Source organism: Oculatella sp. FACHB-28 (genome assembly GCF_014696015.1).
In the GTDB taxonomy this organism is placed as follows: Bacteria; Cyanobacteriota; Cyanobacteriia; order Elainellales; family Elainellaceae; genus JAAUTN01.
In genome coordinates this window covers 74,339-97,582 of record NZ_JACJPJ010000035.1, presented here as the reverse complement: position 1 = coordinate 97,582, position 23,244 = coordinate 74,339, and the positions used below count along the sequence as shown (strand labels likewise).

The window sequence follows — 23,244 nt, the reverse complement described above, 5'->3', positions numbered from 1 at the left end:
ACGATAGGTGACGATCGGGAGGACTGGCAAATGGTTCGACACTCACCCTCAACACAATCCGACTCCGTTAGAAGCGGAACACGGTTCTCAGAACACCAATGATCGCATCATCATTATCAGCGTCGTGGTTAGGCGCAGTTAGCCAAATCACGCCAGGGGTAATTTCAATGTTGTCTGACAGCCGATACTTGTAATACGCCTCTAAGTGTAGTGAAGTGTCGGGGTCAGTTTCTCCACCGTTGACTGAGTCGTCGATCTCCGTGAGTCGAGGTTCCATCCCCACAAGAATACCTCCCAGATTGCCTTCACCACCCAGGTCAGGGAAGGCGACGCTAGCTGCCCAAGTCCATACATTTCCATCCCCTCTACCGATGTAGCGGTGGTTAGAATAGCCAACCCATCCACCGACAGCAAGACCAGGAGTCAGGGTGAACGTACCAGAAACACCGTAGGAATTGACAGAAACAGGGCGATCGAACGTTTCGTTTGCCAGGTTACTGCCTGTGGCAGGTCCAAAAAACTCATCGGAAGGGGTGTAGCTGTTGATGTAGCTCAAGCCAATCCGTAAGCGTTGATCAAATCCATAAAAGATTGCCTGAGCGAGTGCGCCGTACTTACCGTTAAACAAACCACTACCGGGGTCAGGGTTGCCTGCATCGGGTACGAGATAGCCCAAGTTAATTTCAATATCGTCGGTCAAGAAGTGCCTGATGCCGAAACCTGCCCCTGAGGAATAGTTGTAAATCGGGTTACGCAAGGCAAACAGGGAAACAGCACTGCCGTCGAGGTAGGGGGTGAGTTGGGCAGATGCGTCTAAGTCAACAAACCCGTTGCCCGTGGCGGCAAGATAAATGTTGGTGCGATCGCCCAGCGGGAAGCGATAACGCAATAGCCCTAGTTGGAACTCATTGTCACTGTCGCCGTCAAATTCGACTCGTCCTTCATTGGTTTGCAGCACACCCTCATTAGTGCCACCTAGAGGAGTGATGTTATTTGCCTGGAAACGAGTAGTCAACAGGTCTTCACCCGTAAAGCTAGTTTCCAAGTTTAGCCGCACCCGATAACCAAAGGTAGGATTGCGATCGATTGGTTCATCATTAGCGTTGTTGCCATCTATGACGCTAACTAGTCCAAAAATCACCTCACCATTCAATACTGTAGTGGTAGAAAATTGGTTGGCTTCCAGTTCAGCTGTTCGTGCTTCCAGCACATCGACTCGACCGCGAAGGGTTGCCAATTCAGCCGCAAACTCTTCTTGCAAGCGTTGCAACGTTGCCAGGTCTTCTCGCGTGACCGTTTCTGCCAAGCCAGCCGCAATTAATTCATTGACTCGGTCGAGGGCAGCATTGAGTCCAGCCGCAAATTCATATCGAGTCAGGGCACGATTGCCCCGAAACGTGCCATCGGGATAGCCCGCAATGACACCGTATCGCTCAACCAAAGACTGCAACGCTTGAAACGCCCAATCGGTGGGTTGCACATCAGAAAGTTGAGAAACGGAAGTTAGTTGAGCCATCCCCTGAGAGTCTTCAAGTGGATTAGCAAGTACTTCAACTTGAGTATCACTTGGAGCCACCGTTGACTGGGCAACTGACTGAGCGACTGGCTGATCAACCGATTGAGCTACAACCGACTCAGTTGATACTGGTTCAGTTAATGCTGGGAGCGATGCAGCTGTAGAGTCTTCAGCAAAAGCCTCAGAACTAGCTTGAGAGCTATCTTGCAAACTCGCTTGAGGATTAGTTTGTAAATCGGGTTGAGAATCAGTCTCTAAACTAAATAGACTTTGAGAAATTGAATTGCTGTTTGGATTGACGGCGGTACTGTTAACAGATGCTATTGGCTCAGCAGCTTGTTCAATAGCTGAATTATGATTCTGACTAACACTTTCAAAATCAGCTATTTCAAACTCGGTTTCGGGTGCAATCGCTGCATTCGTTGCCCCATTGTCATCTACCACTACCGAATCGGCCTTCACAGGAGAAGACCCGATCAAACTGCCTGCTGCTACGAGAGAACTAACGAGTAGGAAGGATTGAGAGAGCCGTAGAAGGTTATACATTTTTTCCACCACACTAAAAGCTGCCCCTCAACGCAACTGTTGAAGAGTCAGAAGGTAATTTGCCTACAAGAGACGTTGATCAAACTCACTCAAGTTGAAGATCTCAACTGATGAACCTGGAATTTGAGGTTTGGACCCCTACATCCCAGGGGACTTCCCTTAAGCCAAGATTTGAGGGTGCTTGGTTCAAGACAAGTTTGAGCATCAACACTGTCTTTTATGCCCAGATCTATCCTTCACCAGCAATCAACCAGTGAGGTAAGCAACGAGATCGGAAGCGATAAAACGGATACAGTCCATCTCAACCTCAATTGAGATGGAAACGGTGCAGGAATGAAACCTCTAGTTAGAGGCTAAGCCCTGCATTCTCTTGTTCACAGTTTAGGTGTGAACGTCATAGCTGGATTAAAGGAAGGATCTTTAACTTTGAGTATTTCGTATCGCTTTTAACTCACTGTTGGACTTAGAATACTGCCTCCCCTTATGGTTAACTTCTACCTTAAGAGTTAGACAATCTCACGCCAGCGATACAGTTCATTAAGGAACATTGTGATCAAGTGTGAAGTTTCCCAGAGCGATCGCTACAGATCTTCTGGGCAATAGGGTTTACACTGACAGCATGATCCCAAATTCATTCATCTAGCATCTATTCATCTAGCATCTACTGTTTGCGTTTGTCCGTGTGTCTATCTGGAGGTTAGAGCCTCTTCACAAGGCAGGAGTTCTACATCATAAGCTAGGAATAAATCTCACTTTCACCATTGCCATTAGGGTTGACTCTATTCAACTAAGTCTAACTAGCTCACTTAATTAGCTAACTGAAAACTGTGATTGCTGTCGGGACTTATCATCAAGGATTTTCATGGGTTTCCACCTGATGATTCAACCACCGGCGGAGGCATTACAAGATGACAAGAGCCACCCAATAGAGACAAGGATGATACCAAAAGGGCAATGAGAAGGTCTGAGCCAAAGTACAACTCGCCGGTAGAAATCACGCTTAAAGTGATTGGGGGTAAATGGAAGTGTGTCATCCTATGGTGGTTGAGGCAGGAAACAAAGCATTTTAGCGAGTTGAAACAGCTAATGCCCGACATCACTCACAAGGTGCTGACGCAACAGTTGCGAGAACTGGAGGCAGATGGCTTGATTCGTCGCCAAGCCCATCGTGCAACTGCGTCTCGCATTGAATATTCGCTCACGCCTTATGGTGAGACAATTCGCCCCATCATGGAACTGATGTGTAACTGGGGCAAAGCACACCGGCCCGAATATCGATCTAGCTTCATGCCGCTTGGCAGTTTGTGCGTCCTGGTGGTTTCACCACTGGCAGAAGGCGATCGCCTTCTAGAATCTTTGGAGGACCACGGATTTTGGGCAATTGTAGTTACTCCCAAAGTGGCGATCGTCAAACTTGATCAGCTTCAGCCAAATGTTGTGATCATCGATACTAGTTTTGTCGCAACAGACGGACCTGCTTTGATGAATCAAATTAAAGCAGTCGAGAACGCTCAGAGTAGAGAAATCTTGACGATCACTCTAACTGCCTCCAAACTTGAAGATGACTTTTTGCAAAACGTTCAGCTTTGCCTTACAAGGCCCGTTCAGCCCGCAGAAGTAGTCGCAGCGATCGCCAACTTAACTCATTAATTCACAAATTAATTCACGAGAGTGTAACTAAAGCAGATCTTGAATGCCTTGAACCAATAAAACCCGAACCTTTGACAGAGACGCTGCCCAGCACAAATTAGTTATAAAGATATCCAAAGGACTAGAGCTACTCTGACTTTGGGGTAGGTTGTTTGACAAGTTTGTACAGGCGTGTGCTTCTGGTAGGGTTATAAGCAACATGAGTGTTGATACATCGTCTGAACAGGGATTGACCAGAAACGTGAGTGACCTAACGGCAGGAAGTCGCCCAAGCGAGAGCATTGAAACCACACAGTTGATGCACGCAACGACTGACGAGCCAGCTTCTCAACCTTTGACAAACGCAGTCTGGACTGAAACCGCGATCGCTCAGTCTACCTCTGAATCTACTCGATCAGAATTTAAAGCTACGGATGCTGCCTGGTTGTTGCTGCCGCTTTGGTTTGCCATCGTTTGGGTTGTACTGTTTTTTGCCTTCTCGGAAGGCTTTCGATTTACCCAGAGCAGACTTAAGAAGCTTCAACCTGCTAGCCAAATTCCCTGTAAAAACTGTCGCTTTTACACTAGCAGCGCATACCTTAAGTGTGCAGTGAATCCGCTAGACGCAGCTACGGAACGGGCGATCGCCTGCTCTGACTTTGACTCTAAGCAAACAGAAGATTCAAGCCATTCCCCCCCTCGGAACAACGATGTGAAACTCCGGTAGGCTGCCAGCAGTGGGCAAGCGGCTAACAAATGGCAACAATGCTTCTAATGAGTGAGGACAATGAGTCTTCAAACGACGACAATCTAGTTTAAATAGTCTTTTAAGACTTGATACCTGGTTGTTGTCCTATGGTTGCTCTGTTGAATGAGGTAGCTGTCACCGCTGACAGAATTTTGGTTGTAGATGATCTTCCAGATAATTCATTTCTACTCAAGGTTCTTTTAGAGGAGGAAGGGTATCGGGTCGAAGTCGCAGATAGCGGCTATGCAGCTCTGGCTAAAATTGCAGAAGAACCGCCAGATTTAGTGTTACTCGATGTCATGATGCCAGACATGAGCGGTTTTGAGGTAACTCGACAAATCCGTCAAAATCGCCAGCTTCCGTTTATTCCCATCTTACTGATTACAGCGTATGACCAACCCAAGGCAGCAGAAGGGTTTGAGGTAGGTGCCGATGGCTTTTTACGTAAACCAATCGAGTATGAAGAATTACTAGATCGGGTACATTCAATCCTTCCTCCTCGCCAAACCCCAAACTGAAGTCAAACTTAAAGAAGCGGCATCGCTCCCTATTTGAGGCAGGAATGAAGCGACACCGCAATGGCTATTAGCTACGCCAAACTACTGCCCATACCAGCTTTGCTTCCACTGATTCATCTGATCAATTTCAGGCTGCTGACTGTCAATAATCTCCTGAGCTAGCTGCTGAATTTCGGGGCGATCGCTCTTTTCTAGCGCCTCTTCAGCCATCGTCACTGCCCCCTCGTGGTGAGGAATCATCGCGTCAATAAAGCGCAAGTCAAACTCTTCATCAGCAGATCCTAAATCGACATTCATCGCCATGCTTGCCTTCATCTCTTCAGTCATTGGCATCATGTGATCTGCTTCAGCGTGATACATCATTGGTTCATTTGCTGCATCAGGATACCAGGTTTGTCGCCATTCCTGCATTTGCTGAATTTCTTGCTCTTGGGCGGCGATAATCGTCTGGGATAATTGCTTAATTTCATCTCGACTGGATTGCTCCAACGCCGTTTGTGCCATTTCGACAGCCCCCTGATGATGCAAAATCATCGCGTCAATAAACCGCAGGTCAAAGCTTTCATCGGCAGGGCCTAAATCCATATTCATGGCATGTGCACCGTGGTTCATCCCTTCCATTGCGGTACCGGATTCTTGGCTGACCTCAGGTTGGGTCGAAGATTCGGAAGGAGAACAGGCAGCAAGTCCAAATGACAGAACGGTTAATGAACCGCTAAGGGTTAGTGCTAGTAGAGTGCTTCTGAGTTTCATAGTTTTCTGCTTCATACTCCTAACTCTTTACAGACAAGAACACATCTTTTGGATCTAAGACTATCCATCAGATCTAGTTCAGGTCTAATTCTTGTTTTAGAGCCTCCAGTTGACTGGAAAGTCAAGCAATTTTTAAGTTCCAGTCAAAAAAAGAAAAATCAATCCAATTGAAAGTTGAGCTCGTAGATAAAGACAGTGGTTTCTCTGAGTAGCCGACCCGTTAACTTTCTAACTGTGAGGAAATTTCTTATGAAGCAATTGTGGATGATTGGTCTTTTGGGTGCAGGTTTAGCGATCGCCCCCCAAGTTGCACAAGCAGCAACCTTCTCCTATTCCGTTCCGCTAGAAGCTGAGCAAGAAGTCGCGCCTAACATTAGCACCAGTTCAGCTCAGGGTACTGCAACAGGAACACTAGTTGGAGACGTAACAAGTTGGGTATTTAACTACACGGTCGAATACGCTGGATTGGAAGGGCCGCTTGCAGACGGACATATTCACCTTGGCGAGCGCGGCACCAATGGTCCTGTGGTTCACTTTCTGGACAGCATCGACAGTTTTAGAGGCACCACATCAGGTACCATCGTCGGAGACTATACTTCCAACGATGTACTTGCCGCAGGTGTAGTGACTCCCGACGTAGTTTTCAACAGTTTCTTAGCGGGTGGCTACTATTTCAACGTTCATTCCGCAGCCTTCCCTGGCGGCGAAATTCGCGGTCAAATCGAATCTTTTGAAGCAGCTGAATCTGTTCCAGAACCCGCTATGGTTTTGGGAATACTAACCGTTGGCACACTTGGACTCATTTCTCGCTCAAAGAAGCACCGGGATGAATTGAAAGTTAACTAATACCGTTTCTACAAAAACAAGCTACAGATGGAAGGGCACCCCGCGACGCGGGGTGCCCTTCCATCTGTAGCCTTAATTAAAGGGACCTTACTGAAGGTGAGAAATTTGACGAAGAGCCGCAGCTTGCTGAGCAGGTTGCTTTAGTCTATTGGCAACTTGTGTTGCCAGGTCGTAATGCCGCAGTCCGATCGCATCATTCAGCATTTGCCAATGCATTTCCTCTTGTTCAATGGGGTCGGCAATCGCATCAGCCAGTTCAAGTCCCATTTCTAGCACTTCACTCGCCCGTTCTGATTGCCCATAATTGGCATAGCCCCAAGCAATCAACGCCCAGTTGTAAGCTTTTAAGTTAGGCGCTTGCAGCATGGTATTGAGTTGAGATGCAAAATCGTACTGCCAAAGGCTGCTTCCAGACCAAGAAGGCGCATACTGGTTGCGGATCAGGTCGTTCAAAAGATTATTGCGCTGATTTCTGTCGGGGATGCTGTCAGCCGCTTGCACAATTGCAGCAATAACTTCAGCTTGAGGTTGGGGGTTGGTGGCTGCATATTTTGCTCCAATCTCAACCAGAATTGTGGTTTTCACAATGGGATCAGAAATCCGGTTAACCAGTTCCAAGGAGAGCGTCGGTGAAGTGGATGAAGCAACTGCGATCGCCAACTGCCCAATCAGTCCGTCTTGTTGACTTTCATCTAATGTTTGAATGGTTTGTAGGGCGGTGTTGATCAGTTCTCTAGTTGCCTGTTGCTCCGTTGCGGCGTAGGCTTCGGCGATCGCATTCCATAGCCCAAGTTTTTGCTGAGTGTCTGCAATGCTTTCACTCAGTTGCAAGGCTTCTGTCAAAGTCTCGCGAACCCGATCTTCCTGACCTGCTGCACCATACGTCTTGGCAATTTGACTTAATTCCCGAACTCGTAAAGCTGTATTTTCAATAGTTGCAGCCGTAGAAACAGCCGCACTTAATGTCTCAACTGCCTGACGGTCCTGTTCTAGGTCTGCATAAGCGGCAGCGATCGCAGTTAACGCCGAAGTTCTTAATCCTGCAATACTGCTGTAGTAGCCGCTGGTTGCGTAATTATAGGTTTGGACGGATTGCAAGGCTAAATCAACCGTTGCGATCGCTTGCTCCGTTTCGCCTAGACGAGCATAATCGGTGGCAATATCAAGTAGCAAACTAGAATTCGGCGTGTTGTAAACCGTGTTGCGGTCGATCGCAACAGGAATTGAATCAATCGTTTTAGCAACTTCCAGCGCTTCCGCCAAAACTGCGACGGTAGACTCAGGCTGATTTGTTTTCGTATAGTGTTGAGCAATTAATCGCAGCGCTCTCGTCTGATTGACAGGGCTGCCATAGGTTCGAGCAACCCGCAACGCGAAACCATCTTGCTCGATAGCAAGCGATCGCTCGACTATTTGATTAAAGATCTCAACTTTTGGATCTGGAATATCTGCAAACGGCTGCAACTCGCCATCTTGAACTGTTTGAGCAATCTCAAATGCACGCTCATACTCCCCATTGTTCAGGTAAGCCCGGGCAAGGCTGATTTTAGAATCAGCTTGGTCGTACTCATTCTCCGCACTATTGGCAACTTGCAAAGCCCGATCAAACGCCCCAACCTGAGCAAAGTTATAGACCCATTGTGAATAAAGCTGTATCTGGGCATTGGCTTGAGCCAATTCGTAAGCTTGAGAAATAAGCTCAACGGCTTGCTGTGACTCACCAATGCCTGCATAGGCAAACGCAATCTCGGTAAAAGCCTGAATTTTAGAGCTAACGTCTGTAAGCTGTTGGGCAATCTGACGCGCCTGGTCGTACTGCCCATTGCGGATAGCCATTTGCGCCAGCGTATATTGAGCGGTTGATCGCTCATTGTTCTCTTGGGGAATCGTGTTGGTAAATGCGAGTCCTTCGTCATAGCGATTAGCCCGAGCGTAGGCTCTGACAACAGTATGTTGAGCTGACACTTTCTGATAGGTATCATACACGATGCTATTTGTAAGGGCGATCGCCTGGTCAAAGCGTTCCTGACTGGCTAACTCATTAATCGCCCAAGTTAAAACCTGATACTTTGAATCCGCCGACTCGATGCTTTGGGCAAACTGGACTGCCTGCTCAAGTTGACCAGCGTTTAAATAGGCTTGGGCGATCGCCCTCTCCGCTTCTGTTCTGAGGGGAATGCAGCAATATTCAGGGGCATAGGTTCCGTAGCCCATCGTGGAAGTGATGGCGATCGCCAAATCAGCATTGCCCAGCTTTGCCTGCTCTGCCACAATCCTGACTAAAAGCTGATCTTGCGTTACTGGGTCTGTAACGCTTCTGGTTGCTTGCTCAGCTTCGAGCAACACGCCGATCGCCTGTTCACGCAGCCCCGTTGCTGCATACCGCTGTCCCGTCTCGATTAGTTGCCAGGACCGATCAACCGCACTACCTGAATCGTTTGCAGAATCACTCATCACCTGAGCGATCGATGCATCTTGCGATGTCTCTCCTAAAGCCTGCTGGGTCGCAGACGCAGTTTCGACCCAAGAAAGTACTCCGACTAAAGCGATAGCTAGCGGCAAAACCAACCGTTTCACTGAAAGAACTCCTGACAAAGCGAGGTAGGATGAAGCGAGATTAATAGCAAGGCTCAAACCTAGGTAAAAAGAGACTTCACATCTCTCTAACCCTTCGCCTTACAAAGCCAATGCAACTATGTAGTACCTGCTACATAATTTCTCATAGCTCGTCCCTATTTATCGCACATCAACAATCTAGGTGCTCAACATCCTCACCAGTTCCTGGAGTGTCATAGACTTTGACGGACTCCTGATTTCTTTATGACCGCAGCTATACAAACTAAAACTAGAGAAGGGAAGCAAAGAGTTTTGCTTCCCTTCTCTAGTTTTAACTCACAGCAATTTTCATTTGTATGAACCACACAGCCATTTCTAAATGGGGGAGCTATAACGTAGGGGCGGTTCGCGAACCGCCCCTACAAAGGTTTGTGGTTTATACAAGTAGAAATTGTTGTAAGTCCCTCAAAGGCAAACACCAGTTCGCCTCTACTCAGGGTTAACTCCTCTGAAAAACGCATGACTGGTACTAAACCTTTGTAAAGCTGATTCGCACAAAAGGCTTGAGCTGTGTCTAGAACCCTTCCAATTATTTACTGTTGATGGGTTTATCCAACTTGACTCCAGGTGCGTCTGCAGGAGAGCTTTCTGTCGGCATATCGCTTGCATCCGTAGGATTGTCTTCCTCTGTTTCACCTGTAATCTTGCTGGGGTCAGTCACAGCCTCAGCAGGGGATTGATCCACTTCCGGATCTTCACCTACGTTTTGATCTTCGTATTCCTCACGAGTCACTTTTGTTTCTTTAACTTTCTCATTCATGGGCACCATCCTCATCCAACATCTAAGATTTTTTGTCTATCCCTTCAATTTCAGTAGAACGGGCTGAAATTGGCATCTGTCTAAGTACAGGATATTTATCCGAAGTTCTTAACCCAGAAAGTTTTTAATCTGATATATCCGTGGCTATCAAGCGATCGCTCCATAGGGTTCTAGCAAACTTAAATTCTTCTTTACAAACGATTACAGCAACTTGATAAGAATTTGGCGGGAAAAAGTTTTGCTGCATGAAAACGGGGTTAGCAGTCTTTCATTTGCCCCATTGCCATGTCTAAGGATCAAAGAAACGCTGGAAATCCTGTGGAATCAGTTGCCTTTAACTTAGGAGGTGTCGCGGCCGCGATCGGCGGGGTTTTAACTCTAGCAGTGTTGCTTAATGTCTATAGTGAAATGACAAACACTGGAAATAACGAGGCTCAACAAAACTCACAACCATCAGCCGGAGAAGTATCTGAATAAGCTGAGGTAGAGGCTTCGATATCCAGTACCGAAAGCGTTTATCTTCCCTACTGGGCAATTATTACAACTATAGACTGATCTCCAGGTTGGCAATGTCCCCCTCTAGCCAAGTGTAAGGCTTTGCTTGGGTTGTTAAATTTGGCCATAAGGCTTTAACAAACCAGGCTTTATGCCGCTTTAAGTAAACGGGGGATAATCAGATGACAGATAGCGATCGCATTATGGCTCAGCACAATGAAGCTGCTGAACCCAGTATTGACTTACCAATTGACCACCCAACATCTGTTGGAATCGGGGCTGTGAGCGGCGGTTTAGCTGGAGCAGTCCTTGGCAACATGGTAGCTGGAAGATTAGGCGCAGCCATTGGTGCCGTAGTTGGTGGAGTTGCTGGAGCCGCAATCAGCAATGAGAAAGGGGAAGAGATTAGCCACGCTGTAGACAACGCAGTAGAGACAGCAAAAGAGAAGGCTCAGGAAATTAAGCCTTCCGTGATGGGTACCTTAGACCAAGCAGAAAGCAAAGCCAGCACCATCAACCCGAGTGCAGCCAAAGCTATTAACACCCTCAAAACTAAAGTTGATGACGCAACTTCTAGTGCTGACAGTGACCCTAGCTCTAGCAATGCAGACTTTAACGCACAGAATTTTACTCCGCAGCAAAGTCTCTCTGCACCCGAAATAGATTCTCCAGCATACACATCTGGGTACACTGCTGAGACTGCCTACACATCCAGCAACCTTGCTAATACCTACATGGATGACCAAACGGTGATCCAAGATGCTGATATTGCACCCACCTCAACTGCAGACGACATCTACTCAGCAGGCAATCTTGATGCAACTTCAGCCTATGTTGAAGATACATCTTATGTTGATGACTCAGCTTTGATGAGTAGTGCTGCTGACACCATGAACGTCTCTTCAGGCTACGCAGATAGCTCTACGGGCTATTACACTGAGAGCTCATCAGGATATATTGCGGATGATGTTTATTCACCTGAGCCCATTAATTCTGGCTCAGCTTACATCGAAGACCAGTCCCCAAACTATGAATCCATGTCCTCAACAGGATATGCAACTGAATCCATGTCCTCGCCAGGGTATGCAACCGATACAGCCTATTCCTCAACCGACACAGATTCTAGTTTAATATCGGCCGAGGAACAATATGACCTGGGAATTGCATTAGGTAAACAGGGTGATTTGGCAGGGGCGATCGCCGCCTTCCAGTCTGTCGTTGCACAAGACCCCAACTATGCAGAAGCACACTACAACTTAGGTGTTGTTTTGTGTAAGTACGGTCTGACAGAGCAAGGTATTACTCACATTGAGCAATCGAGAACAATCTGTCAATCCGAAGGACGCACAAGAGAGGCAGAAAACATTGATCGCATCCTGCAAAACCTGGCCATTTAATAACGATTAGCTTGAGCAACAAGAGAGATGAATTGGGGCGTTTTATGAAACGCCCCAACTGCCAAACATACCTGTATTCAACACAATCTCCATTCCTCACAACAACTTGGCTAGGCACAAACAACTCAGCCAACAGATGGATGAGGTGAACTACAGGCTTTTTTAACTTTGACTTAGCACTGAAAAGGAGACGAAAACATGGCACTCCATAAGATTAAAGATTTTGATCCTAATTATCGAGACTCATTTAACAAGCAAGATATTCTAGATTTTGATCTCTACAGCGGCAGTGAAAAAGTTGGTTCCATAGACAATTTGCTAGTAGATGATGAGGGACGATTTCGTTATCTTGTGATCAATACTGGCTTTTGGGTTGCTGGCAAGAAAGTACTGCTGCCTGTTGGTCGTACTCGGATTGCTTTCAATGAGAATCGAGTTTATGCGGACAACCTCACTCGGGCTCAGGTCGAGAATCTCCCAGAATACAACGAGTCTGACTTAGTCGATTATGACTATGAGGAGAACGTCAGAAATGTTTACCGTCCAACGGCTTCTACAACGGGTACAGCCGTTAGTTCAGCCGATGTAGCAGCTTCAGGCTATGACCGTAATAGTTATAGCTATCAACAAGATGCAGCACTTTATAACCTGGATGAGCAAAACCATAAAGAACTCAGGCTTTATGAAGAGCGTCTGGTTGCTGATAAAACTCGTCAAAAAGTAGGAGAGGTTGCCGTTAGCAAGCGAGTTGAAACTGAAGTTGCGACGGCAACAGTTCCTATTGAGAAAGAGCGTGTCATCATCCAAGGAACAGTTCCAACTGACGCAGGAACCGTAGTAACACCTGGAGAAGATGCTTTCCGAGAAGGTGAGGTTGCCAGGGTAGAAGTTTACGAAGAAACTCCTGATGTACACAAAGAAGCTGTAGTACGGGAAGAAGTGAATCTCAGGAAAGAAGTAAATCGGGAAACTGTTGATGCGGAAGAGCAAATTCGTCGAGAAAAACTGGACGTAACTACGACGGGACATCCAAATGTGGATAAAAGACTTGACCCGCTATCTGATGAACGTCTCTAGAGACAACTCTAGCAAGCTTCGAACCTGAACTAATGCAGGTGGAACCAGGAGTGGTTCCACCTGACACCCTGGAGAACAATATGGTACTTTCAAGACTTGATAACTTTGATCCTCGCTATCGTGAAGCTTTTGGCAATCATGATATTCACCAGTTTGTCGTTTGCACTGACCGAGATGAGTTAGTTGGCAGAGTCATTGATGGGTTGGCGGACGAAGCAGGACATCTTCGTTATCTAGTCGTTGAGTTAGATTCTGCGATCGCCCCCAAGCAGGTTCTTTTACCAATAGAGCGATTTCGGGTCGACTCAAATGCGGGCAAGCTATATCTTAATGGACTCAGCTCTGCTCAAGTTGCCAGTTTGCCAGCCTACGATCCTGCTTACGGTAACAAAACTAACAGCTTCGTCACACCTGAACCAAATGGGCAAGGCGGAGCAACAGAAACAGTTCGCCTCTTAGAAGAGCAATTGACCGTCAATCGTGAAAAACGCAAGCTCGGTGAAGTCATTGTTCGTAAAGAAATCGAGACTCGAATTGTTGAAGTTCCTGTTCGACGCGAAAAGCTAATTGTTGAGCAAGTTGGTACAGAAGCCAAACAGCTTGCCTCAATTGATCTGGGTGAAACACACGATAGCGTTGAGATTAGGGAAGCTGCCCACGCGAGTGTGCCATCTGTCCTCAGCGGTGAGTTTACTTCGGTAAGGGCAGCTAGCCAGTTTTTGCAGGCGATCGCCGACCAATCTCACTCTGGGTGCGAGAAGGTACAGATCACCTTGCTTCTTAGCGATCCTAAGCTTCAGCACGAATATCAACAGTGGCTAGAGCGTTATACGGCTCTGTAGCTGTAGCGATACAAGATAAGATTTGGCAAGAGGCAGAGCTAAGCTCTGCCTCTTGCTTTTGCCGGCGCAAGTTACCAGTCGTTTTGACGAAACGAAGAATTCAGCTAACCCTTCAGAAAACAGTCACGCGTCGTGACTCAATCTTCTACAAACTATTTCAGCAATCCCCAACACTCCTATTTGAACTTTTGACTAATCCTCCTGCCAACGCAGCGCAGTATCGCTTTGATTCGGTCGCAATCAAAGAACCAAAGTTTGAAATCGATGGCATATTTATACCTCCCGAAGAGGAAGGGAATGGAGTTATCTATTTTTGTGAGGTGCAGTTTCAGAAAGATGAGCAGCTTTACGAAAGGGTATTCGCCGAATCTCTGCTGTACTTTTACCGCAACCGCACCCGATTTAGCGACTGGCAGGCTGTAATTATTTATCCTTCGCGTCGAGTTGAACAAAGTGAGAATTACCCTTATCGATCATTGCTGAATGGCGAGCAGGTGCATCGGGTGTATCTAGACGAGTTGGGGGACATTCAACAACTTCCTCTCTGGGTAGCACTGATGGTGTTGACCACGGTAGATGAAGAGCAGGCTCCAGAAACAGCTCGATATTTGTTAGATAGAACTTGGCAGGAAGTACCCTCATCTACCAGACAGCCCATAATAGAAATAATCACAACGATCATGGTGTACCGTTTTGAACGCTTGAGTCGTAGGGAGGTAGAGGCAATGCTGGATATCAGCCTGAAGGAGACAAGAGTTTATCGAGAAATTAAAGAAGAAGGACGTGAAGAGGGACGTGAAGAAGCAACTATCAACCTGATAGTTCGACTGTTGACTAAACGATTTGGGTCACTTCCCCAAGAGGTTCGTTCCACTATTTCTGATTTGCCACTCCCCGTTTTAGAAGAGTTGAGTGAAGCGCTGCTAGATTTCAGCGAGTTGGCTGATTTGCAAGCTTGGTTTGCAGCGCGATCGCTTTGACCTAGAATCGCGGTACATTTGCTGTGTGGTTCCAATAGACCAGAGCACCGTCGTTTGTTATGACCGAATCATCTGAGTCCAATCCTGAACAAGTCAATTCTGAGCAGCCTGATGCTGCGTCGGGCGATCGCCAGATCGAAGACTTAATCCTTCTTCTGCGCCGCAAGCAGGAAAATTGGGTTGCCTGGGGGCAAGCCTGTCAGCAGCTTCAAAAGGCTGGCTATAGCCCTCAGCAAATTTTTGAGGAAACCGGATTTGAGCCAGTTCACCAGAATCAAATTACCGTTGCCTCACAGGTTTACAGCTCAATTGTGAGCAGCGGAGTGTCAGAGCAGGTGCGATCGCGGTTTGAGCGCACAGGCAGCGATACGCTTTACGAATTTCGCATCTTGACTCAGCCAGAACGAGCAGCAGCAGCAGAACTGGTCGTTGAAAAAGGCATCGACTCTGAAGGCGCTCGTGAGGTAGCCAAAGCGCTCAAAGACTTTTCACGGCTCGCGACTCCACCTGAAGAATTTTCGAAATATCCCAGTGATGCAGTGGCGCTGCACTACTGGCGACTAGCACGGCAGCAGTCAGACTTGCAGTTGCGATCGCGCCTAATTGCTCTGGCATTGCGGTTTGCTCAGAGTGAGTCAGCCCGCCAACAAGCCGAGAAACTGTTGACCGATTTCACTGTTACTCGTAAGCGTCCTGCACCCCGTCTGCCGCTTTATCGGCTCGACTCAGAAGAAGAACTGGCAAGGGTTTTACCCGTTGCAGGTAAGCTTCCCCTAACGACGGCTGATTTGCAAGCCGTCCCACTGATCGAGGAAGAGGCTCCGTTTGGGCTGGTGCGTTTTTCAGGAACAGGAGCGTGGGTGCCCGTTCCGGGATGGCAGGTGGTGCTGGGGGCAGAAGACCCAGTGGTACTGCTAGCAGATACTGACCAGTTTCCTGAACCGCTGGAAGGAAAGCGCGAACAGGTCTTAGTTGTGATCGATCGTGCCCAGCGACAGTGGAATCCAGACAATTTCTTTATAATCGACCAGTCTGGGCAATTGCAGATTCAGTGGTTTGAGGAAACACCAGAAGTGCCACTGTTAGGGCGGGTGATTGTAATTGTTCGTCCGAAAAAGATTTTGGATGAGGATTTCACTAAAGATCCGTGGCAGGTGGATGAGTAAGTGCTGTCCCTTCTTGAAGGATTTTGAGAAGGGGCAAGTGTTCGTGTAAGCCAGTATCCAGTAGGTTGGGTGAAGCAAAGCGGAACCCAACAGTATCTAAACAAGCGTTGGGTTTCACGCTGTTTCACCCAACCTACACCTGCTTAAACATCGTCCCTTACCGACATCGATAAAACTGGTAGGGGAATCCAATTCTCCCAAACTCCTCAGGGTCAAGGGTGCAGAAGACTCTAGAGGGGCGATCGCCCTCTCCAGCATGAGTAATCTGAAGCCTCGGGGGATAATCCCTGGTTTTCATTCCTGGTGCGGCAATTACCCACATGTTCAAAGGCAACGGAAAATCAGGAGTGACCTGCGAAAGTTGCCTCCATGCCTGCTCAAATCCATCCGTGCGATCGATAAAAGCAAAGCCCAAAGATTCATCGGGGCGATCGGGGAAGTATTCGCTCAGTTCCAGCCCAAAGCTTAACCCCAGGGCAATTTCCTGAATTGAGGTATAGCTGCCCACCAGTATCAGCGGTGTTTCTGGGTCAACATACATATCTCTGGCAATGCGGCTGGGGTAGTAGGCTTTGTGAAATGCCAGGTTATTCACAACAAGCACACTGCTGAGGATGCCGACCAGTAAGAAAGGCAGAACGACTTTGCGAACAGGTAGATGCACCAGCGCCACGCCCAGCAGCGCACAAACGCCTGGGTAATAGACAAAGTTGTAGCGAGGCACAACGGTAATGTCTTTGTTGAGAATATAGACGATCGCAAAGAACTGAACCAAAACGCTGAGGACAAAACCTGTCAGCAACAACAGCGATGGGCGAATCTCAAGCCGACTCCAGGCTTTTCTCAAGCCTCGGCTCACTTGCCACACCAGCCACCCCCCAAAAATCAGCATCAGTGTGGCTGAGAGAATCACAATGTACTCTTGCTGGTCTTCGACCGGGAGGGTAATCACCATCACGACCCATCCGGCGATCGCCTGATAAATCGGCGCAATTCGGCTTTCCCAATCGATTTCCCGAGAACTGAGCCAGGTAGTTTCAGGACGACTGATGTGCCCTAGCAGGACGGTGAGCCAGGGCAAGTAGCTTAAAGTAATGCCCGCGATCGCCAACCCCAATGCCATCCAGCCGCGAGGCGCAATGCTGCGCCGCTGCCATAGCATCCAGCCGCCCAGCGCCATGATTTGAGCCACCAGTACCAGGGCAAAAAAGTAGTGGATGTAAAGCCCTAAGGAATTCACCGCCACCCAGCCCAGCCATACCGCCGGACGCAACCGCCGACCGGGATGCAGGTCTTGCTGCATTTGCACCAGTCCTACCAGCGCTAACGAAATTAGCAACATCGGCAGGGTATATTGGCGGGCTTCTTGAGACAAGTAAACAGCAAAGGGAGAAACCGCCATCACGGCTGCTGCCATCAGCCCTGCCCTCTTAGAAAAAGCAAGTCGACTCAGCCAGTAAATGGAGGCGATCGCCCCCACTCCCATCGAGGCGGAGAGCGATCGCAATGCCCAAATCCAGTTCTCCGAATTGGGGTTGAGCCAGCTAATCCAGCGGTAGAGCAAACAGAAGAACAGCGGCGGATGTACCGATTCTGTAGACACCGTTTGGGCAATTTGAGCACAGCTCACCCCTGGATTGAGCGTAAAAATTTGCTTGAGCTGAGTCACTGAAAATGCCACACCCAGCGGCAAATCGGCTTGCTTGTGACCGAGGCTAAAGATTGCCGTGATGATTTCATCCAGCCACAGTGGTTTCGCGTCAAGCTGCCAAAATCGTAAAACCGCTCCCAGCAGCAGCACTGCTGCCAGTCCGACGTAATGCCAGTTGCAGCGCTGGCTTAACTGCTGAATCTGAAACCGCAATCCCTTCATGCCAGGACATCAAAACATTACGCCAGTTTAATCATACGTGTATCAGCCTATTTGCGTTGGCATGACGGGCAGCAGCAGACAACGCATGGGGTAGGGGCGCGGCATTCGGCAAATTCATTGCGCCATTCACCGTTGATTTCTGACCGAATGCCACGCCCGGTTCGGATTCAATATTTTGCTCAATTGAGAAAACGATACGACAGTCATAGCCGCAAGAACAAGACTGAAGACTATCAAGTTTGCCACTTAGTTTATGAGTACCCAAGCTCGAATCAAATACGTCTGCTTCCATCTGCTAAAGAGTGTCTTCGATCCGTTACTGAAGCTCAGTATTGCGCTTCACAAATTTGCGGAATGTTCGCTTAAATTTTGACGTTAGAACTTAAGCCCTCATGCCTCTGCTTAGAGCAAGCGATCGCCGACACACAGTAGCAGTGCTGTGGATCGCTTAGAAAGATGTGCCCTCAACCTCAACCCTCAATCCCCCGAATATGATGAAGATCAGACGCACTAACGGCATAACAGCAGCATGGTGACTTCAGCAAATCCGCAAAACCCCACTCCTACCTGGGAAGAAACGCTGCAACAGCTTCGATCGCGCCTGCGTCCAGGGCAACAGCGAATGGCAGATTGGCAGAGCGGGGCGCTAGCGGTGTCAGCCGTGCCAGGTTCGGGCAAATCAACTGGGATGGCGATCGCCTCCGCCATTCTTCTCGCCAAACGCTATCGGGGAATGCAACCGACTGCACCAGATGGCAATTCCAATAGCGGACAACTGGTTGTTGTGACCTTTACTCGCTCTGCGGTCGCCAATCTTAAAGCCAAAATTCGTCAATATTTGCGAGAGCTTTCGCTCACGCCAAGCGGATTCGTTGTCTATACCCTGCATGGACTGGCGCTAAACATCGCCACCCGTTATCCCGATCTGTCTGGGTTGAGCCTTGACCGCGTGACATTAGTGTTGCCCAACCAGAGCAATCGCCTGGTTCGCACCTGTGTCGAGCAGTGGATTAGCTCTAACCCTCAGCTTTATCAGCGGTTGCTAGAGGGGCGGCAGTTTGACGGCGAAGAAACCGAACGGCTCAGGCGACAGTCGGTATTGCGAACAGAAGTGTTGCCTGAGCTTGCACTTACCGTCATTCATGAGGCAAAGAGTTCGGGACTGTTGCCCGCCGATTTGCGGCAGTTAAGTCAGGAAGTGATGCACCAGGATGTAGGTGAGGTTAACTATGATGTGCTGGCGATCGCTGCTGGACTTTATGAACGCTATCAGTTACTTCTCAAAAATCGCGGACTGATTGACTACGACGACATGATTTTGGCAGCGCTGCGAGTGCTAGAAGACGACAATGCCCGTCAGCTTTGGCAACAGCAGGTGTTTGCTGTATTCGAAGACGAAGCGCAAGACTCGTCTCCGCTGCAAACTCGTCTTCTAGAAATCCTTGCGTCTGACCCTGATGGCAATCGACCAGCCAATTTGGTGCGCGTGGGTGACCCGAACCAGGCGATTAACTCTACCTTTACTCCGGCTGACCCTGTGTTCTTCCGGCAGTTTTGCGAAACCTGCGAAGCTCAGGACAGATTGGCAGAGATGGATCAGGCAGGACGCAGCGCCGCCATCATTATGGATGCGGCAAACTTCATGCTCGATTGGGTCAATCGTCGATATGGCAGAGGGAGTAGCGGCGACTCAGATGGAGAGGGGGCGATCGCCTCTTTCAAGAATCCATTCCGCTCTCAGGCAATTCATCCTGTTGGGGCAGATGATCCTCAGGTGGACGCAAACCCCGCTCCCGTTGGACGGGGGCTAGAAATCGTCATCCCGGAAGATGTATTTGAGACGGTCGATCAAATTGGGCAACGAGTCGCAGAACTTTTTGCTCAGCATCCCGATGGACGCATGGCAGTTTTGGTGCGGGAAAATCGGCAGGGGCGATTTGTCGCGGATCTGCTGCAAAACCCAGAACAGCACGGGCTAAAGGTGAATCTGAAGGAACTGGGAATTGAAGTTTACGACGTGGGACAGCGCGATCGCCAGTCTCACATTCCCGCTGAGATCCTGGCACTGATGCAGTTTCTCGATCGCCCCCATTCGCCCGACAACCTCAAAGCTGCCCTCAAAGTTTTGGTCGATCGCAAGCTGATTCCTACTCAGGATCTCAACCTGTTGACCAGTCTGCCCGAACAGTTCCTTTACCCCGGACCGCTCGACCCGCTTCAGCCCGACCCCGTCCTTCAGGCACAGCGCTACTGCACCGGACTGCTACGGGCGCGGCTAGAGTTGCCCCAATATCAACTAATTCCCTTCCTGGCGCTCACGTTGAAGTACGAGCAAACCGAACTGGCGACCGCCGACAAACTGAGCGAGCAGATTTCCCAACGCATAGCTACCAATCCTGGACTTTCCCCTATTGATGTATTGATTGAAATCGTTAACTCCGAGCGATTTGAACCCGTTGAAATTGGCGATAGTGAAGAGCGCTACACTCGCAAAGGTCAACTCACCATCATCACCATGCACAAAGCCAAAGGATTGGACTGGGACTTTGTGTTTATCCCCTTCCTGCATGAGCAGTTGATCCCTGGCAGCCTGAGAGTTCCGCCCCAGGCACAGTTTATTGGCGACTTTAGTTTGCCAGAGGTCGCCAGAGCGCAAATTCGCGCCCGTGTGCATGAAGAATATCCAATGCCCGGACTCGCCGCCGCTTGGGAACGCGCCGAATACCTGAAAGTCGCCGAAGAATTTCGCCTGCTCTATGTAGCGATGACTAGAGCCAAACGCCTGCTGTGGATGTCCGCCGCTCAAAAAGCTCCCTTCACCTGGAGCAAACCCGACAACCTGGAAGATAAAACGCCCTGTCCAGTCTTGACGGCCCTAGGCAAAAAGTTTCCGCAAGCGATCAGCTATTGATCGTTAAGAGCTAATAGTTCCCATTTTTGAGGCACTTTTGCACTAAATGAGACGAAACCTCTTCCCAGCACGTTGAAAAGGGATTTCGGCGTGGCAAAACCTCTTTCCGGCACGACAAAACCCTTTTCCAGGACGGCAGAACCTCTTTCCGAGATCCCAGAATCTCTTTCCGAGATCCCAAGACACTGTTCTGAGATCCCAGAACCCTTTTCCGGGAGCTCAAAGTACTTTTCCGAGATGACAGTGTCTTAATTTGGATAATTGAGCGGAGCGATCGCCCCTATAAGATCCCTTCGCCGTTGCAGGCTTTACACATTTGACGAATGATTTTCGAGGGGGCACGGCAATGCCGTGCCCCTACCACAGGCAATAGGCAGTTTTTGTCAGCGTCTTTGCGTTTGTCTGATGACGTTGTGGCTAAACCTGGTTCTATGAGTGTTTTATCTACTAGAAGTTTCCCTATCCGAAAGTGCTGTGAATTAGGTGGAAAGGGCGATCGCTTCTATCGAGCAGACAGCTCTGTCTGTAACACCTTTTCAACTTCACCCGCCCGTTCTAATTGTCCTAATGTATTGAGTGAAAGGATACCAAAACCAACCTTTGCCACCAAATCTAGTAGGGTATAGGACATGGTTTCTAACCCTTGAGTCAAAACATCAAAACCACTTGCTGCAAGCAACCACACAATTGGGTATCCAGTCCACAACACCAGATGAACCGTGAGCAGTTTGCGGAATGCTTTTTTGCTTCTAGGATGCTGTTGCTCCGCTTCTAAGCGATAGGGTGACACCAGTAGATAAAAAACAGCTACAAAGGCACCACAACTCACTAAATACCAGATGTAATTGATCGGATCGGGTGAGAGGGCAGCAACCAATCCGGTTGCAATCATGAGTGCATTGGCTCCCAACAAACTTCCGGCAATCGGTAAACTGGTTCGACCTAAAAATGTGAGATCAAGCAACAAAAGTGGCGTTGATAGGAACCAGGTGACATAGCGAACCCAAAAAGTAGGACGACCCTGTATCACGTTAAACCCTTGCCCCAATGCCATTGCTAGATAACGTGAGTTCGGGATAAGAAATCGTCAGAACCCCTGATTTTTCGTACCTCATTTCGTTGCAGTGAATCAAGCTATTGTCAGCAAGGTCCACAGATGCAATTTTTCTCAATAAACAACCTTATTGAGAAGAGCCTACAGCAATACCCTTTGCCTAAAGCCTTTTATACCAAACCTTGCAGCGTTTAGCTTAACCCGAACTCACGTTAGATAAAGCACACTGGCGATGAGACAAATGAAAAAATTGAGCGTGTATAGAATTTTCCAACGTTCTGTTCGGGCGTTATGCGCTCCAAAGCCAAAGAAAACGGCTCCGACTGCCATGCCCGTTACGCCTATCCAAAGCCAAGTCTGAACCATATAAGCTTGCCAAAATATAATTACTAGCAATTAAAGTGATTAAGTTTCTTTAACTGCTGACCTTGATCAGTGTGTCAGCGTCTTGGGAGGAGTGCCATAATTCTGAGGGAAGATTTCTTGAGTAGGATTTGCATCCTGGAAATCTACCTTGAGTAATGTCAATTTGGCAGCTTCAGCTTTTGAGAACAAATGATAGATCTCGCTTAGGCTTAGTAAGCAGGGGCTGAGGTTGCATCATGAAAGAGAGTCATCACAGACAGATGAAGCTGTCTCAGCTCAGGATCTTAGTTGCCGTTGCCGATCGCGAAAACTTTAGCGAAGCGGCCCTGCAACTGGAAATGTCTCAGTCCGCAGTGAGTCACGCGATCGCCACCCTAGAAGAACACTTAGGCGTGGTGCTATTTTTGCGCGGGCGGCACGGGGCTCGCCTCACTTCCGTCGGACAGCGAATTGCCGAACACGCCCGTGAAATCGTGCATCGGTCCGAGGAAATTACTAAAGAAGCAGAACTGGCAAAAGGGCTAGAAGGCGGGCAAGTGAGAATTGCTTCCTTTCGCAGCGTTGCCACTCATATCTTGCCGCTGGTGATTACCCAATTTCACCAACGCTTTCCGGCGATCGCCGTCAGCCTCACCGAACACGACGATTACCCCCGCGTCGAGCAAGCCCTGCGCGAAGGAAGAGCCGACATCGGCTTTACCTTTTTACCCGCTAGCGAAGACATGGAAACCTGCGAAGTCTTACGCGACGAATTTGTGGCCCTGTTTCCTCCTACCTTTCAAGCTCAGGCAGAGCAGCTAAGCTGGGCAGAGTTGTCCACATTTCCGCTGATCATGCCCCCCGTGGATAACGTGATGATGCAGATGGTATATGCCCACGCTAAACAGTTTGACTGTTTCTTAAAAGTCACCTACGAAGTAGAAACCGACGCCACCATCGTCAACCTGGTCGCTCAAGGATTAGGAGCAACCGTTTTGCCCCGCTTAGCAGCAGAACCCATCCCAACCGGAATTCAGGTTTACAGCTTACCCGTTCCCCTGATGCGAATCATTGGTGTAGCCGTCTTATCCAATGAGCTACACACCCCGGCCGTCTTTGCCTTTCTCGATATCTTAAAGCGGCAAAAGCCTAAACCTTGCACATAAATCGCT

The 23,244-nt window shown here is 48.6% G+C and carries 17 protein-coding genes and 3 pseudogenes; 12 read left to right on the top strand and 8 right to left on the bottom strand.

What is annotated here, in order from left to right; genetic code table 11:
* Positions 1-67 precede the first annotated feature (67 nt).
* Entirely contained in the window at positions 68-2,062 is a 1,995-nt protein-coding gene (locus H6F88_RS02935; RefSeq protein WP_242050364.1) for an iron uptake porin, read from the bottom strand.
* A gap of 954 nt (positions 2,063-3,016) precedes the next feature.
* On the opposite strand from H6F88_RS02935, the pseudogene H6F88_RS34280 reads away from it, so the two are divergent.
* The 3 genes and pseudogenes from H6F88_RS34280 to H6F88_RS02920 form a co-directional block, all read left to right on the top strand.
* Positions 3,017-3,325: pseudogene (locus H6F88_RS34280) on the top strand (helix-turn-helix domain-containing protein); the annotation flags it as partial.
* 586 nt (positions 3,326-3,911) lie between these two features.
* Entirely contained in the window at positions 3,912-4,418 is a 507-nt protein-coding gene (locus H6F88_RS02925) for a hypothetical protein (protein ID WP_190641240.1), read from the top strand.
* Between the two features lie 128 nt (positions 4,419-4,546).
* Positions 4,547-4,933: pseudogene (locus tag H6F88_RS02920) on the top strand (response regulator); the annotation flags it as partial.
* 105 nt (positions 4,934-5,038) lie between these two features.
* Here H6F88_RS02920 and H6F88_RS02915 read toward each other — a convergent pair.
* Positions 5,039-5,710 carry a DUF305 domain-containing protein gene (locus tag H6F88_RS02915; protein ID WP_199333419.1) on the bottom strand — a complete coding sequence of 224 codons (672 nt, stop codon included), beginning with the start codon at positions 5,708-5,710 and terminating at the stop codon, positions 5,039-5,041.
* Between the two features lie 249 nt (positions 5,711-5,959).
* Here H6F88_RS02915 and H6F88_RS02910 point away from each other — a divergent pair, with 249 nt between their 5' ends.
* On the top strand, positions 5,960-6,556 hold the full coding sequence (locus H6F88_RS02910; protein ID WP_190641237.1) for a CHRD domain-containing protein: 597 nt from the start codon (positions 5,960-5,962) through the stop codon (positions 6,554-6,556).
* Positions 6,557-6,643: 87 nt separating this feature from the next.
* On the opposite strand, the gene H6F88_RS02905 is transcribed toward H6F88_RS02910, so the two are convergent.
* Together H6F88_RS02905 and H6F88_RS02900 are read right to left on the bottom strand one after the other, a co-directional pair.
* Entirely contained in the window at positions 6,644-9,133 is a 2,490-nt protein-coding gene (locus tag H6F88_RS02905; RefSeq protein WP_190641236.1) for a hypothetical protein, read from the bottom strand.
* A 568-nt stretch (positions 9,134-9,701) separates the two neighbouring features.
* A complete protein-coding gene (locus tag H6F88_RS02900) occupies positions 9,702-9,932 on the bottom strand; it encodes a hypothetical protein (protein ID WP_190641235.1) in 231 nt (76 codons plus the stop codon).
* 285 nt (positions 9,933-10,217) lie between these two features.
* Between H6F88_RS02900 and H6F88_RS02895 the strand changes: the two genes are divergently transcribed.
* From H6F88_RS02895 to H6F88_RS02870, 6 genes are all read left to right on the top strand, one after another.
* Positions 10,218-10,409 carry a hypothetical protein gene (locus H6F88_RS02895; protein WP_190641234.1) on the top strand — a complete coding sequence of 64 codons (192 nt, stop codon included), beginning with the start codon at positions 10,218-10,220 and terminating at the stop codon, positions 10,407-10,409.
* 200 nt (positions 10,410-10,609) lie between these two features.
* Positions 10,610-11,824 carry a tetratricopeptide repeat protein gene (locus H6F88_RS02890; RefSeq protein WP_190641233.1) on the top strand — a complete coding sequence of 405 codons (1,215 nt, stop codon included), beginning with the start codon at positions 10,610-10,612 and terminating at the stop codon, positions 11,822-11,824.
* 198 nt (positions 11,825-12,022) lie between these two features.
* Positions 12,023-12,901 carry a DUF2382 domain-containing protein gene (locus H6F88_RS02885; RefSeq protein WP_190641232.1) on the top strand — a complete coding sequence of 293 codons (879 nt, stop codon included), beginning with the start codon at positions 12,023-12,025 and terminating at the stop codon, positions 12,899-12,901.
* Between the two features lie 80 nt (positions 12,902-12,981).
* Entirely contained in the window at positions 12,982-13,743 is a 762-nt protein-coding gene (locus H6F88_RS02880) for a DUF2382 domain-containing protein (RefSeq protein ID WP_190641231.1), read from the top strand.
* 98 nt (positions 13,744-13,841) lie between these two features.
* A complete protein-coding gene (locus H6F88_RS02875; protein ID WP_190641427.1) occupies positions 13,842-14,723 on the top strand; it encodes an Rpn family recombination-promoting nuclease/putative transposase in 882 nt (293 codons plus the stop codon).
* Between the two features lie 59 nt (positions 14,724-14,782).
* The gene (locus H6F88_RS02870; protein WP_190641230.1) at positions 14,783-15,889 is read left to right on the top strand and encodes a RuBisCO accumulation factor 1; all 1,107 of its coding nucleotides are present in this window, start codon (positions 14,783-14,785) and stop codon (positions 15,887-15,889) included.
* Between the two features lie 157 nt (positions 15,890-16,046).
* On the opposite strand, the gene H6F88_RS02865 is transcribed toward H6F88_RS02870, so the two are convergent.
* Positions 16,047-17,762 (bottom strand): glycosyltransferase family 39 protein, encoded by a 1,716-nt coding sequence (locus H6F88_RS02865; protein ID WP_190641229.1) that lies wholly within the window; start codon positions 17,760-17,762, stop codon positions 16,047-16,049.
* Positions 17,763-17,925: 163 nt separating this feature from the next.
* Positions 17,926-18,105: pseudogene (locus tag H6F88_RS34275) on the bottom strand (type II toxin-antitoxin system mRNA interferase toxin, RelE/StbE family); the annotation flags it as partial.
* Positions 18,106-18,291: 186 nt separating this feature from the next.
* Between H6F88_RS34275 and H6F88_RS02855 the strand changes: the two are divergent.
* Entirely contained in the window at positions 18,292-20,673 is a 2,382-nt protein-coding gene (locus H6F88_RS02855; protein ID WP_190641228.1) for an ATP-dependent helicase, read from the top strand.
* Positions 20,674-21,175: 502 nt separating this feature from the next.
* Here H6F88_RS02855 and H6F88_RS02850 read toward each other — a convergent pair.
* Positions 21,176-21,727, bottom strand: coding sequence for a bacteriorhodopsin (locus H6F88_RS02850; RefSeq protein ID WP_190641227.1), 552 nt, complete (start codon positions 21,725-21,727; stop codon positions 21,176-21,178).
* Between the two features lie 207 nt (positions 21,728-21,934).
* Positions 21,935-22,093: a bacteriorhodopsin gene (locus H6F88_RS02845; protein WP_190641226.1), complete on the bottom strand. Its 159-nt coding sequence runs from the start codon at positions 22,091-22,093 to the stop codon at positions 21,935-21,937.
* Positions 22,094-22,329: 236 nt separating this feature from the next.
* On the opposite strand from H6F88_RS02845, the gene H6F88_RS02840 reads away from it, so the two are divergent.
* Entirely contained in the window at positions 22,330-23,238 is a 909-nt protein-coding gene (locus H6F88_RS02840) for a LysR family transcriptional regulator (protein WP_190641225.1), read from the top strand.
* The last annotated feature ends 6 nt before the right edge of the window (positions 23,239-23,244 follow it).